Origin of the sequence: Xanthomonas cannabis pv. cannabis, from assembly GCF_000802365.1 — a bacterium.
In the GTDB taxonomy this organism is placed as follows: domain Bacteria; phylum Pseudomonadota; class Gammaproteobacteria; order Xanthomonadales; family Xanthomonadaceae; genus Xanthomonas; species Xanthomonas cannabis.
The window spans coordinates 1-13,578 of record NZ_JSZE01000106.1 but is presented as its reverse complement, the minus strand read 5'-3'; the positions used below and the strand labels follow the sequence as shown (position 1 = coordinate 13,578).

Sequence of the window (13,578 nt, the reverse complement as noted above, 5' to 3'; positions counted from 1 at the left end):
GTCAGATCGACGACCGAAGCCCGTGTTACAGCATCCGGTCGTCCGGTGGGGGCGCAAACGGGTCGGCCGCAGGCGTTGGCCCCACCGACACGATCGGGCCGCGCAGCGATTGCTGCGGCATGCCGTCCAGTACCGGCTCGCCACGTGCGGCGCGCAAGGCATTGGCGTAGCAATGCTGGGCGGAGAGCAGGTCTCCGGCAGCCGCAAAGCCATGCCCGAGCTCCTCCCACGCATCGGCGCCGGCGCCGTTGGCGATGGCACGGTGCAGGAATTCTTCAGCCTGCGACCACTGCTGCTGATGGCCTGCCAGGCGTGCCAGCGTCAACAGCAAGCCCGGGCTATCCGGGTACTGGGTGAGCCAGCGCTGTGCACTGGCCCGGCGCGAATCGTATTTTTCCAGCGGCAGCACGCCGTACAGGCGCACCAGCGACTCGTCCCACTGCGCATCCAGTGCCTGTTCCAGGCTATGCACGGCGGCGTCATCCCAGTGCAGCACCGCTGCCCGTTGCGCATAGGCCCCGACCACGGCCGGATAGGTGCGCAGCGGCTTGGGCAAGGCTTCCCAGCGCTCGGCCAGCGCATTGGCATCGCCGGCCTGCAACAGGGTCTGTTCGGCCAGCGTGGCTTCCAGCGCGCCATAGGCCTCCGGTGCCAGCACCGCCTGCTGACGCAGGGCGCCGAGTTGGCCGTAGGCCTCATCGGCACGGCCGATCTGGGTCAGCGCATGCGTGCGCAACAACAGCCCGCGCGCCGGCAGCGGCTGCGCATTGGCGGCATCGAGTGCATTGATCGCTTCCACCGGGCGTTGCCGCGCCAGATGCCGTTCGCCCTGCAACAGCGCATGCGCGGTGGGGTCGCGCTCGGCCAACTGCAGCGCAAGCGCATTGGCGGAGGCCTCATCACCGCGTGCATCGGCCACACGCACTGCGCTTGCCAGCGCAATCCCGCTGACTTCCTCGTCCTCGCTGGCAGTGACCAGCAAACGTTCGGCGCGTTGCCACTGGCCATGGTCGGCGGCGCGCAACCCTTCGATCAGGCGCGCGCGGCCTTTCTTGCGGCGGTACTTGCCCCACACCCGGAACGGCAGACTGATCAACGTCCACAACAGCCACAGCACCAGCAGCGCGATGATCAGGATCAACACCGCCTGCGGCATCGCGGCGCGGTAGTCGTTGCCACCGACGCTGACCACGACATTGCCCAGGTCGTAACTGTTCTGGTGCGACAGCCACTGCGCACCAAGCACGCCCAGTGCCACGGCCACCAGCAGGATCAAGACGGTACGCAACACTTTCATTGGGTGGATCTCCCTTCACGCATGGCCTGCAGTTGCAGCAGGGTGGTGCCCAGTTCCGGCAGGCGCGGACGCAGTGGCGCTTGTTGCAACGTGCGCAGGCGCGCAAGCACCTGCGCACGTTGCGGCGACTCCGGCCACAGCCGGGTGGTCCAGGTGTCCACGCGGCGCAGCGCGTGTGCAAAGCCGTCCGCATCGCCGCGTTCTGCGGCCGCACGGGCCAGGCTGAGTTCGATCTGCAGCGCGTCGCTGGCGGCATGGCGGTCGTTGTGGGTCAGCGGCGCATCGCCGCGGTTGGGCCGAATATCCACCAGCGGTGCGAGCACCTTCTGCCACCACGGTCTGGCCGCGTCGCTGGCCTGTGCGGACTGTTCGGGCAGGTGCTGCAGATCGGCGGCGATGCGGTCCAGCGTCTGCCCCGCCTGCGCCTGCGGGCCGGCGCCGAGGCGGTCCAGGGCATCGCGCTCCTGCACCAGGGCCTGGCGCAGATTGAGATAGCCCGGATCGTCGATGCCATTGAGCGCGCCATTGGCCAGCGCGTAGGCGCGGCGTGCGCCATCGGCATCGCCGGCGATGCTGAGCCGTTGCTGGCCGAGCCGCAGCAGCAGCTCCACTTCATCCAGCCGCAATGCCTGTGCGCCGTGACGATTAGGGTCGGCCAGCTTCTGCACGGTGTCTTCGAGCAAGGCGCTACGCTGGCTCAGGCCCAGCATTTCGTCGCGCAGCACCCGGTTGGTCGCTGCCGCATCCTGCAGCCGCTCGTTGGCCAAACGTTGATCGCGTCGCAGCGTTTCCAGCAACTGCTGCGTGCCATCCCAGCGCTGCTGCTGTGCCTGCGCCGCCTGCAGCTGCGCTGTTTGATAGCTCTGCCATGCGCGCCAGCCCAGAAACAGCGCCACGCCCACGGCGACCACCGCCACTGCAAGCAGCAGCCAGGCCAGCGGAAAGCGTCGCGGGGAAGCGGGGACTTCGGTCATTCGGACATCCTCGGGCGGTCACAACGGGCGCAGGCGCCGCAGTCATCCCACACAGCATGGCGTGCGCCGGCAAACGCCCGCAAGCTGTGCTTGAGTTCGCAGTTCAGCAAGGTCGCGGCGATGTCACGACTGCAGCTGCCGCAGCGGCCAACTGCACCGGCAGTGGGCCCTCGGCACGCGCTACGTGGGTGAAACCGGCGGCCTGCGCTGACGCGAGCATGCGATCGCTGGACGCCACCACTGGCTGTTGCCGCCATGCCTGGACCAACGCATGCGGAAGTTGCTGCAGCACCAATGCCAGCGCCTCGGCACTGCTCAGGGCCAGGACGCTGCGCGGCATTGCGGCGGCCAGTGCCTTTACCTGCCCGGCGCGCAAGGGCAGCGCGAGGCGTTGGTAGACATCGGCGCGCAGGATGCGCGCGCCACGCTGTTCCAGCGCGGGGGCAAGCATGCCGCGCCCGCCCGGTGCGGTGACCAGCCCCACCGATGACAGTGGCGGCTGGAACAGCGGCAGGGCGAGCAGGCCTTCGCTGTCCATGCGGGACGGGCGCACCACCTCGTCGATACCGCAGGCATGCAGGGCGCGCGCGGTGCCGTCGCCCACGCTGACCCACTGTGCCTGCGGCGGTCGCTGCAAGGGCGCAAGCCGATGTGCTGCCTGGACTGCGGCCGGGCTGGTGAACACCACGATCGGTGCCCGCAGCGCCTGGTGCAGGGCAGTGCGTGCCTGGTCGGTGTCATTCGGTGTCAGGCGCCACGGCGACAGGGCAAGGACGCGGGCGCCATGGCGCGCGGCGGCACGTCGCAGCGGGCCGTGTTCACCGCTGGGCCGCAGCGAGATCAGGGTCCAGGCAGCGGTGGCAGGGGCAGGACGGGTCATGGGGCGATTATGCGAGAGCTGCCTGGCCGCCGTGCGGGTGCAGTGCGACGGCGATGTCGCGCTCGGCGATTCGTTCGCCCTGGCCTGTCATTCCAGGACGTACCCGGGCCCAGCCTGGCCCGGATCACTCCGAGACTTGACGCGCATTTCCACCCCTCTTGCAAATACGCCCAATCGCGCCACGATCCGCCACGACAATCGAGCTGGAGCGGCGCGTGATCAAGTCCTACCTCATCAACATGCAGCGCAGCGGCGACCGTCTGCAGGCGATGTCCGCGCGGTTCCAGGCGCTTGGCTTGCCGTTCGAGCGTCTTCCGGCCGTCGATGGCGCCACCTTGAGCCCGGAGCAGATCGCCGATTTCGTGCGCGAGCGCCCGCTCGAGGGATCCGGCGATGCCTACAGCGCCGGCCCCCGGAGATGGACCGCCTCCAATATCGGCTGCTTTTTGAGCCACCACGCCGCGTGGCGTATCGCGGCCGAGTCCGACGATGCCTACACCGCCATCTTCGAAGACGACATGCATCTGTCCGATGCGCTGCCGGCGCTGTTGCGCAGCACCGACTGGCTCCCGCCGGGCAACAGCATCGTGCGGCTGGAGCCGTCCTATAACCGGATCAAGCTCGATGCCAAGGTCGCCGACGTCGCCGGGCGCCAGCTGCGCCTGGTGCGTCCATCGCCTCACCAGCATTGCTGGCCGGTGTGCGCCGGTGCGTTGATCATCAGCCGCGATGCGGCGCGCCTGCTGCTGGCGGCGCAGACGCGCTGGCACACCATGGCCGACATCTTCCTGTTCGGCTGGAACGAATCGCCGGTGGCGCAGCAGCTATCCACCTACCAGCTGTCGCCGGCGGCCTGCATCCAGGACAAGTTCTTCCACGCAGCGCCGGAGCAGGTCGTGTTCACCAGCACCATCGACGCACCGCTGACCCAGGCGCAGAAGCAACGCAGCGCGCATTGGAAGGCCAAGGCGACGGCCCTGTTGCGCGTGGCGCAGGGCTATCGCAAGGTGGGGTTCGCACCTTGAAACGCCGCTGCAGCACGCGTGCGCATTGCCGATGGCGGAGCCGTCGCGCATGTGCACGGAGCGCGCATGCGGGCCGCATCTGCGCGTGCAGGAGTGGTGTCCGACCGGCGATTGGCGCGGGCAAGCGCTCCTGTTCGATGCGGCATCGGCGGACATGACGCGCACCGCAATGCTGCACGCGTTCACCATGCGGTACCGCATGTCATCGAACAGCACAAGACGCTTGCCGGACATTGCGGCATGATGCCGCCCTTCGCCGTCTTCCTGCCTTTCCGATGACTCCTTCGTGCACGCTCGTCTCCGCCCTGCAGTCGCTGCAGCAGCAGTTCATCGCCATGCCGCCGGTGCTGTCGATGGGCATTGCCGTCGACGGGCTGCACGACGGCGCGCTGCGCCTGCGCGCACCGCTGCAGGCCAACGTCAACGACAAGGCCAACGCGTTCGGCGGCAGCCTGGCCTCGCTGATGACCCTGGCCAGCTGGGGGTGGCTGACGCTGCAACTGCAACTGGCCGGGCACGAAGCCGACGTGTATGTCGCCGATAGCCAGCTGCGCTACGTCGCGCCGGTCTATGAAGAACTCGTGGCCGACGCCGAGCCGGCCGAGCTGGGCGGTTGGGATGCGTTTCTGTCCACCTTCCGGCAGCGCGGCAAGGCGCGTATCGGCATGCGCGCGCAGATCGCGCTGGGGTCCGGCGCGGCAGCGGCCACGTTGAGCGGGCGCTTCGTGGCGTTTCCAAAACGGTAGGATGCGGGCTCGATGGAAGGGGGATTACGCATGCGTGCAGTCATTGGAGCACTCGTCCTGCTGGGGCTGGCGATGCTGAGCGGGGTGGCCAGCGCGGGCAGCCGCGCCCAGGCGCGCGCGCTGGAAACCACCCAGGCCGCCTACACGGCGGCAGTGCGCTGGAGCGATTTCGATGCTGCGCAGGGTTTTGTCGAACCAACCTATGCGCAGGCGCATCCGCTCAGCGACCTGGAACGTTCGCGCTACGAGCAGGTGCAGATTTCCGGTTACCGCGAGCTGCGTGTGGGCGAAGACGCCAATGGCGACCTGCGCCGCGAGGTCGAACTGCGCGTGATCAACCGCAATACCCAGGCCGAGCGGTTGGTGCGCAGCATCGAGCTGTGGCGCTGGGACGCCGAGCACAAACGCTGGTGGCTGGCCAGCGGCCTGCCCGACCTGTGGAAGGGCCAATAGCCCGGCCCTATGCGCGCTGGCCGTCGCGTGCGCCAGCTGTGCGACAATTCCCGCCCGCTTGACTGACCCTGACCCCGTGAATTTCGAAGAGCTGCAGGCCTTTGTCGGCCGCAACCCCATGTTGTCGCTGGCCCTGGTGGGCCTGACCATCGCCCTGATCGTCACCGAGGTCGCACGCCTGTTCCGTGGGTACCGCGCACTCAAGCCGGCCGAGCTGACGCGCCTGATCAACAGCGAAGACGCGCTGGTGATCGACCTGTCGCCCACCGCCGATTTCGAAAAGGGCCATATCGCCGGCAGCCGCAACGTGGCGCTGGCCAAGTTCGACCCGGCCAGCAAGCTGCTGGCCAATGCCAAGGCGTCTCCCGTGGTGGTGGTCTGCCGCAGCGGCAACACCTCTGCAGGTGCGGCCAAGACTCTGAAGAAAGCCGGCTTCGAGAAGGTGTACTGGCTCGAAGGTGGCATTGCTGCCTGGCAGATGGCCGAGCTGCCACTGATCAAGGGCCGCTGACCCGCCTTGTGCGGTCCCCCGCAAGCCCCCATTGCTGGCATGAGAGACTTGCACTTTCACGTCTGCATCACTCAACGCTGCATCCACCGAACCGTTTCTGGAGTTAGGAATGTCCGACGAAATCCTCAACGGCGCCGCTGCGCCGGCCGACGCCGCTGCTGGCCCCGCCTTCACCATCGAAAAGATTTACGTCAAGGACGTGTCCTTCGAATCGCCGAATGCACCGGCTGTCTTCAATGATGCCAACCAGCCCGAGCTGCAGCTGAACCTCAACCAGAAGGTGCAGCGCCTCAACGACAACGCCTTCGAAGTCGTGCTGGCCGTGACCCTGACCTGCACCGCCGGTGGCAAGACCGCCTACGTGGCCGAAGTGCAGCAGGCCGGCGTGTTCGGCCTGGTCGGCCTGGAGCCGCAGGCGATCGACGTGCTGCTCGGCACGCAGTGCCCGAACATCCTGTTCCCGTACGTGCGCACCCTGGTCAGCGACCTGATCCAGGCCGGCGGCTTCCCGCCGTTCTACCTGCAGCCGATCAACTTCGAAGCGCTGTACGCAGAAACCCTGCGTCAGCGTCAGGGCGAAGGCACCTCGCTGGCCGATTCCGAGCCGGCCGGCAACGCCTAAGCACTGTCTGCGCCAATGAGCGAGTCGACCCGGAAAATCGCCGTGATCGGCGCCGGCTCCTGGGGCACGGCGTTGGCTGCGCTGCTCGCCAGGCACGGTCATCCGACCGTGCTGTGGGGACGCGATGCGGCGATGGTGGACACCATCGACCGCACCCACGAGAACGCGCGTTACCTGCCGGGCATTCCACTGCCCGACAGCCTGCGCGCCACCACCGACCTGCAGGCGGCGATTACCGATGCCGCCTGGATCCTGGTGGTGGTGCCTTCGCATGCCTTCACCGAGACCATCCGGCTGATTGCACCGCTGCGTCCGGCCAACGCCGGCGTGGCGTGGGCAACCAAGGGCTTCGAGCCCGGGTCCGGGCGGTTTCTGCATGAAGTGGCGCGCGATCTGCTCGGCCCGGCCGTTCCGCTGGCCGTGGTGACCGGGCCGTCCTTCGCCAAGGAAGTCACGCTCGGCCTGCCGACCGCCATCACCGTGCACGGCGACGATGCCGCGTTTGCACAGGTCGTGGCCGATGCCATGCATGGCCCCACCTTCCGCGCCTATACCGGCGATGACATGGTGGGCGCCGAGCTTGGCGGCGCAATGAAGAACGTGCTCGCCGTGGCGACCGGTGTGGCCGATGGCATGCAGCTCGGCCTCAATGCGCGTGCCGGCCTGATCACCCGCGGCTTGAACGAGATGTTGCGGTTGGCTGCAGCGATCGGCGCGCGTCCGGAGACCTTGATGGGCTTGGCTGGCCTGGGCGATCTGGTGCTCACCTGCACCGGCGATCTATCGCGCAACCGGCGGCTCGGATTGGCGTTGGGGCGTGGGCAGAGCTTGACCGATGCGATCCGCGAGATCGGCCAGGTGGTCGAGTCGGTGCAAACCGCCGACGAGGTGATGCGGCAAGCCGAGCAGCATGGCATCGAACTGCCGATCTCCAATGCGGTGCGGGCCGTCCTGCACGGCGAAATCACGCCGGAGGCCGGTTTGAAAGGCCTGCTGGCACGCGAGCGCAAGCCCGAGTACCCGCACACCTTGTTTACCTGAGTGGACCCAGCGGGCCGTGTGCGCTGCGCAGAATGCAAAAGCCCGGCACCGCCGGGCTTTTTGCTGTAACCGACGAGGGCCGATGGCGCTGCGATCACGATACGCACGTGGTGCGTTGCCCGAACGCCATGCCGAATGCGGCATCTGACGCCAACTGCTGCTGGCTTCACCGATCGCACAAAAGAAAGAAGCCCGGTCGGGGGGACCGGGCTTCCGATGCAGCGCGGGAGAGAGTCGCGCTGCAGTCAAACGTGCGGCTTACCAGCTGAAGCGCGGGCCGACCGACCATTCCTTGTTGCCGTCGCCATCCATACGGATGTCGCCGTTGATGCCCCAGTTCTGGTTCAACTTCACCTGGGCGCCGAGGCGGCCATAGAAGTTGTCACCGATGTCGATGCCGCGCTTCTTGGAGAAGTCTTCGTAGCCAGCCAGGGCATAGACTTCGAAGTGCTCGCCGAAGGCGTTACGCAGACCGGCTTCCACGCTGTAGCCGTCGAAGCTGATGTTCGGGGTGTCCAGGTCCAGCTTGCGGTAGGCAACGCGCGCAACGAAGTCGGTGCTGGTGGCGATCTCGTGGTTGTAACCCACGCCCACGCCCCACTGCTGGAAGTCGGAGTTCGAGCTTTCGAATACGTTGTCGTTGTCGTCAGCGTTCTGCTTGCTGTAGTCGCCGAACACGTGGAAGTTCGGAGCAACGGCGTAGGAAGCCTTCAGGCCCCAACCGTCGGCGTCGCGACCTTCGGTCGGCGTGCGCACGTAGTCGCCTTCGACGAAGTTGTAGGAGAGATTTTCGGCAGCGGAGGCCGCAAACGGCAGGGCTGCGAGGAGGCCGAGGGCCAGCAGTGAGTTCTTCATGATCGATACCTGTACTTATGGTTTGGGCCGGCGCTGAGGCGGATGCCGTTCGCTGCCGAGATGTAAATTCTCCGTTATTCGATGGAACGCGACATGAATTCAGGACTGACCAGTGAATGAATCATCGCGCCAGATTCAGCTGCGCTTTCTTGTGGCGCTCAGGCGATGCGCGTAGCGCACGCGTAAAGCGTGACGGCATGAAGGTTATGCGGCGCAAATGTGAGATGCGTGTGGAGAAATGCAAAATTCCCGCAATTCCCGCTGCTTTCGCATGCCAGCACATTGTACTGACATCGCCGCTGGGAGCATTGCACGTTCCTGGATGAGTGCGGAGCTACATCGTGGCGAAGAAAAAGACGTTGGCGCGGTTTCTGGCCGAGACACTGCAGAGCGCGGGGGTGGAGCGGATCTGGGGTGTGACCGGCGACAGCCTCAACGGCCTGACCGACGCGCTGCGCGAGATGCAGACCATCGAGTGGATGCACGTGCGCCATGAAGAAGTTGCCGCATTTGCCGCAGGCGCCGAAGCGGCGGTCACCGGTGAACTGGCGGTGTGCGCGGGAAGCTGCGGGCCGGGCAATCTGCACCTGATCAATGGCTTGTTCGACTGTCACCGCAGCCGCCAGCCGGTGCTGGCGATCGCCGCGCACATTCCGTCCTCGGAGATCGGCCTGAACTATTTTCAGGAAACCCATCCGCAGGAGCTGTTTCGCGAGTGCAGCCACTTCGTGGAACTGGTGACCAACCCGGCGCAGTTGCCGGAGGTGCTGCACCGGGCGATGCGCTCGGCCATCCTGCAGCAGGGTGTGGCCGTGGTGGTGATTCCCGGCGATATCGCCTTGCTGGAAGTGGACAAACACCTGTCCAGCGCATGGCCGGCGCTGCGTGCGCCACGTGTGCTGCCCGCTGCGCAAGACGTGCAACAGCTGGCCGAGTTGCTGCAGCAGAGCAAGGCGGTCACCTTGTTGTGCGGCAGCGGCTGTGCCGGTGCGCACGATGCGGTGGTGGCACTGGCCGATACGCTGGGCGCGCCCATCGTGCACGCGCTGCGCGGCAAGGAATACGTGGAATGGGACAACCCGTTCGATGTGGGCATGACCGGCTTGATCGGCTTCAGTTCCGGCTACCACGCAATGCTCAATTGCGACACCTTGCTCATGCTGGGCACGGACTTTCCGTACCGGCAGTTCTATCCGAAGGACGCCACCATCGTGCAGGTGGACCGCGACCCGAGCGCGCTCGGGCGGCGTACGCCGTTGCAGCTGGGCATTGCGGCGGATGTCGGCGAGACCATCGCCGCGTTGCTGCCGCAGCTGCAGCGCCGCGAAGAGCGCGGATTCCTTGAAAAATCGCTAGCGCACTACCGCAAGGCGCGCGAAGGCCTGGACGATCTGGCGGTGCCGGCTGACCCGGGCGAGCCGCTGCACCCGCAGTTCGTGACCCGGCTGATCAGCCAGATTGCCGATCGGGATGCGGTGTTTACCTGCGATGTCGGCACGCCGACGGTGTGGGCGGCACGCTACCTGCGCATGAACGGCAAGCGGCGCCTGCTGGGTTCCTTCAACCACGGCTCGATGGCCAACGCGATGCCGCAGGCGCTGGGCGCACAGGCGGCATTCCCGGGGCGCCAGGTGATCTCACTGTCCGGCGATGGCGGCTTTGCGATGCTGATGGGCGACTTCATTTCGTTAGCGCAGTTGAATCTGCCGGTGAAGATCGTCGTGTTCAACAACGCGTCGCTGGGATTTGTGGCGATGGAGATGAAGGCGGCTGGGTATCTGGATACCGGCACCGAGCTGCGTAATCCGGACTTTGCCGCGATGAGCAATGCGATGGGCATCCTAGGCATTCGTGTCGATGAATCGGCGCAGCTGGAACGTGCATTGCGACAGGCCTTTGCGCATGCTGGTCCGGCGCTGGTGGATGTGCGCATCGCCACGCAGGAACTGGCGGTGCCGCCCGCAATCAAGCTCGAACAGGCCAAGGGCATGGGGCTGTACCTGCTCAAGGCGGTGATGAGCGGGCGTGGCGATGAGGTGATCGAACTGGTCAAGACCAACCTGCGTTAATTCAGTTGCACTCGCGCACACTGGCCGCCCTCTTCAGGCCGCTTCGTCCATGCCCCGTTCGCTGCTACGGCAACTGTTGCTGATCTGGGTGGTGATCGTGGCCGCCTGTCTGGGCGTGGCCACGATGCTGTACGGCTTGTACCGGCAGACCGAAGGAGTACGGCTGGAGGAAGCGCGGCAGCAATTGAGCGGGCAATGCGCGCGCATCGTGCAGCGCTATGTCGGGGCGAGCGAGGCGGCGCGTACCGGCGACGATGGCGTGGGCCTGGCTGCGGTGGTGGTGCACCTGGTGCTGGCCGATGCGCCAGGTGTGGAAGGTGGCGTGTGGGACCTGCACAAGGGCTTCGTTGCCTACGCGTACCCCACTTACGACGGGAGCGACCACAAGACCGACATTCCTGCTGCGGAATGGACCACCATCGTCAACACCGCGCGGCAGAGCGTGAGCGAGGACACGCCGGTGCACTACCGCCGCGACGGCAGCCGCGAGGTCCTGTTGATCAGCGCCTGTCCGTTGGCATCGCACAGTGCGGCATGGACGATGACGCGGGTGCCGGCCAGCAAGGCCGACGCGTGGCGGCCGCTGGTCGTCGGCATGCTGTTGATCTTCGCGATGGTGGCGGTGTCGGCCATTGCGCTGGGCGTGGTGGTGCGGCGCTGGCGCCAGCGCCTGCAGCGCATCGAGCAGGCGCTGGCCGCCGACACCGAGACGCCGCAGATCCCGCCAACCGGTACGCCGGAACTGGATCGGCTGGGCGCGGCGGTCAATGACTATGCGCAACGCACGGCGCAGGCGCTGGTGCAGACGCGCAGGTTGGCCGACGAACTGTCGCGGCACGAACGCCTGGCCGCGCTGGGCCGGATGACCGCCACGGTGGCGCATGAGATTCGCAACCCCATCGCCACGATGCGGCTGGCGGTGGAGAACGAAATCGCCCAGCGCGAGGCCACCCCCGACTCGGCGGCCCATGCGGAGGTGATGTTGGCGCAGATCCGGCGCCTGGACGGGGTGGTCGAGAGCCTGCTCGGCATGGTGCAGCCGATCCGCCTGCACCTGGAGACGGTGGTGGTGCAGGACTGGCTGGCGACGCTGCTGGAACACGGCCCATTACCGCCGGGCACGCCGCCGCCCCGCCTGCTGCTTCCGGCCGCGCCGTTGCGCTGGACCCTGGATCCGCAGCAGCTGGGGCGCGCCGTGCACAACCTGCTGCGCAATGCTGCGCAGCACGCCGATCCAGGCAGTGCGATCACGCTGCAGGCGGCTGCGGTGGAAGGGACGCTGCAGCTGCAAGTCTCCAACCACGGCGCTGCAATCGCCGAACCGATCGCCGCGCAGTTGTTCGAACCATTCGTCAGTGGCCGTAGCGACGGCAATGGCCTGGGGCTGGCGCTGGTGCGCGAGATCGCGCGCGCGCATGGCGGGCAGGCGCGCTACGCGCATGCCGACGGGCTCACCCATTTCATCCTGGAGCTGCCATGGCGCGCATCCTGATCATCGACGACGATGCCGCGTTTCGCATGACCCTGCAGGCCACCTTGCGCTCGCTCGGGCACACGGTGGTCAGCGCCGAGAACGGGCCGGACGGGCTGGCGCGGCTGAGCGAAGGCGGGATCGACATGGCGTTCGTGGATTTCCGCATGCCGGGCATGGACGGCATCGCGGTGCTGCGTGCGCGCCAGGACGATGCGCAGGCGCGTCAGGTGCCGCTGGTGATGCTCACCGCCCATGTGTCCAGCGGCAATACCATCGAGGCGATGACGCTGGGCGCTTTCGATCATCTGGTCAAGCCGGTGGGCCGCGCCGACATCGTCGAGGTGGTGCAACGTGCGCTGCTCAGTCGCGCCGACGCGCAGGCTGCAGCAACGGAAACGCCACGCGCGCCAGACGAGGACGACGACGCGCTGGTGGGACACAGCCCGGCGATGCGCACGGTGCACAAGCGCATCGGGCTGGCGGCGGCGTCCGAGTTGTCGGTGTTGATCACCGGGGAAACCGGTACCGGCAAGGAGCTGGCCGCACGCGCCCTGCATCGCGCCAGCCCACGTGCCAACGCGCCGTTCGTTGCGGTCAACTGCGCAGCCATTCCGCTGGAGCTGATGGAGAGCGAGTTGTTCGGCCATCGCAAGGGTGCGTTTTCCGGCGCCAGCAGCGACCGTCTGGGGCTGATTCGCGAGGCCGACGGCGGCACGCTGTTCCTGGACGAGATTGGCGACATGCCACTGCCGATGCAGGCCAAGCTGCTGCGGTTTCTGCAGGAAAGCGAGGTGACGCCGTTGGGTGGCAGCGGCCCGCAGAACGTGGATGTGCGCGTGCTGGCCGCCACCCATCGCGACCTGGCGGCCTGCGTGGCCGATGGACGCTTTCGCAGCGATCTGCGTTACCGGCTCAACGTGGTGCCGATCGAACTGCCGCCGTTGCGCGAGCGTGGCCAGGACATCCTGCTGCTGGCCAGACACTTCCTGGGCGCCAGCGCAGCGCGCGCGCAGCGCCTGTCGCCTGCCGCGCAAGAGCGCCTGCTCGCGCACAGCTGGCCCGGCAACGTGCGCGAATTGCGCAATGTCATGCAACGCAGCCAGGTGCTGGTGCGCGGAGCCAGCATCGACGCGGCCGATCTGGACGAGGCACTGGCCGAGGTCAGCGAGCCGCCGCCCGCCATTGCGCCGGAGCCGACCGGAACCCTGCCGGAGGCCGTCGCACGGCTGGAGAAACAGATGATCCAGTCCGCCCTGGCGCAGAGCCGGGGCAATCGTGCCGAGGCCGCGCGGCGGCTCGGAATCCACCGGCAACTGCTCTATCGCAAGCTGGAGGAATACGGCCTGTAACGCATGCGCGCAGTGATCGCAGATAGCCGGCAGGTGTCCCCGAAGCGGACAGGGTGGATGAAATGCAGACGTCTCTACTGCGCGATCTGACTGAACAAATCCTGTAAAAACAAAGATTTAAAGATTGGCATGATTGCTGCTTTTGCTTGTCGGCACGCGGCTCCTTTCCGCCGCGCTGGAGACATCTCCATGATGCGTAAGACCGTTCTTGCAATTGCCCTGGCCTGCACCATCGGCGCCGCAGCCGCCCAGGTTGCCGCCCCGCCACCGCCGCCCGCCCCC

12 protein-coding genes and 1 pseudogene are annotated in these 13,578 nt (G+C 66.8%); 9 read left to right on the top strand and 4 right to left on the bottom strand.

Annotated elements, in window-relative coordinates; translation table 11 throughout:
- Nucleotides 1–25: 25 nt before the first annotated feature.
- From OZ10_RS16215 to OZ10_RS16205, 3 genes and pseudogenes are all read right to left on the bottom strand, one after another.
- On the bottom strand, nt 26–1,297 hold the full coding sequence (locus OZ10_RS16215; protein WP_039565885.1) for a heme biosynthesis protein HemY: 1,272 nt from the start codon (nt 1,295–1,297) through the stop codon (nt 26–28).
- The gene (locus OZ10_RS16210; RefSeq protein WP_039412486.1) at nt 1,294–2,271 is read right to left on the bottom strand and encodes a uroporphyrinogen-III C-methyltransferase; all 978 of its coding nucleotides are present in this window, start codon (nt 2,269–2,271) and stop codon (nt 1,294–1,296) included. Before OZ10_RS16210 ends, OZ10_RS16215 begins: the two co-directional genes overlap by 4 nt.
- 103 nt (nt 2,272–2,374) lie before the next feature.
- Nucleotides 2,375–3,169: pseudogene (locus OZ10_RS16205) on the bottom strand (uroporphyrinogen-III synthase); the annotation flags it as partial.
- 197 nt (nt 3,170–3,366) lie between these two features.
- On the opposite strand from OZ10_RS16205, the gene OZ10_RS16200 reads away from it, so the two are divergent.
- The 6 genes from OZ10_RS16200 to OZ10_RS16170 all read left to right on the top strand — a co-directional run bounded on the left by OZ10_RS16200 (nt 3,367) and on the right by OZ10_RS16170 (nt 7,549).
- Nucleotides 3,367–4,176, top strand: a complete 810-nt coding sequence (locus OZ10_RS16200; RefSeq protein WP_039565882.1) for a glycosyltransferase family 25 protein — start codon at nt 3,367–3,369, stop codon at nt 4,174–4,176.
- A 275-nt stretch (nt 4,177–4,451) separates the two neighbouring features.
- Nucleotides 4,452–4,922 carry a YiiD C-terminal domain-containing protein gene (locus OZ10_RS16190; RefSeq protein WP_039565878.1) on the top strand — a complete coding sequence of 157 codons (471 nt, stop codon included), beginning with the start codon at nt 4,452–4,454 and terminating at the stop codon, nt 4,920–4,922.
- A 30-nt stretch (nt 4,923–4,952) separates the two neighbouring features.
- Nucleotides 4,953–5,375, top strand: a complete 423-nt coding sequence (locus OZ10_RS16185) for a hypothetical protein (protein ID WP_039415675.1) — start codon at nt 4,953–4,955, stop codon at nt 5,373–5,375.
- A 76-nt stretch (nt 5,376–5,451) separates the two neighbouring features.
- On the top strand, nt 5,452–5,886 hold the full coding sequence (locus OZ10_RS16180; RefSeq protein ID WP_005992735.1) for a rhodanese-like domain-containing protein: 435 nt from the start codon (nt 5,452–5,454) through the stop codon (nt 5,884–5,886).
- Nucleotides 5,887–5,995: 109 nt separating this feature from the next.
- Nucleotides 5,996–6,508, top strand: coding sequence for a protein-export chaperone SecB (gene secB, locus OZ10_RS16175; RefSeq protein ID WP_039565876.1), 513 nt, complete (start codon nt 5,996–5,998; stop codon nt 6,506–6,508).
- 15 nt (nt 6,509–6,523) lie between these two features.
- Nucleotides 6,524–7,549, top strand: a complete 1,026-nt coding sequence (locus OZ10_RS16170; RefSeq protein WP_039565875.1) for an NAD(P)H-dependent glycerol-3-phosphate dehydrogenase — start codon at nt 6,524–6,526, stop codon at nt 7,547–7,549.
- Between the two features lie 258 nt (nt 7,550–7,807).
- Here OZ10_RS16170 and OZ10_RS16165 read toward each other — a convergent pair whose 3' ends face one another.
- Nucleotides 7,808–8,404: an OmpO family porin gene (locus tag OZ10_RS16165; protein ID WP_039415115.1), complete on the bottom strand. Its 597-nt coding sequence runs from the start codon at nt 8,402–8,404 to the stop codon at nt 7,808–7,810.
- A gap of 359 nt (nt 8,405–8,763) precedes the next feature.
- Between OZ10_RS16165 and poxB the strand changes: the two genes are divergently transcribed.
- The 3 genes from poxB to OZ10_RS16150 are packed head-to-tail and all read left to right on the top strand — an operon-like array spanning nt 8,764 to nt 13,296.
- Nucleotides 8,764–10,473 (top strand): ubiquinone-dependent pyruvate dehydrogenase, encoded by a 1,710-nt coding sequence (gene poxB / locus OZ10_RS16160; protein ID WP_202903027.1) that lies wholly within the window; start codon nt 8,764–8,766, stop codon nt 10,471–10,473.
- A 49-nt stretch (nt 10,474–10,522) separates the two neighbouring features.
- Nucleotides 10,523–11,965: a sensor histidine kinase gene (locus OZ10_RS16155; protein WP_039565874.1), complete on the top strand. Its 1,443-nt coding sequence runs from the start codon at nt 10,523–10,525 to the stop codon at nt 11,963–11,965.
- The gene (locus tag OZ10_RS16150; RefSeq protein WP_039415121.1) at nt 11,950–13,296 is read left to right on the top strand and encodes a sigma-54-dependent transcriptional regulator; all 1,347 of its coding nucleotides are present in this window, start codon (nt 11,950–11,952) and stop codon (nt 13,294–13,296) included. The genes OZ10_RS16155 and OZ10_RS16150 overlap by 16 nt, the downstream gene beginning before the upstream one ends.
- Nucleotides 13,297–13,578: the final 282 nt, after the last annotated feature.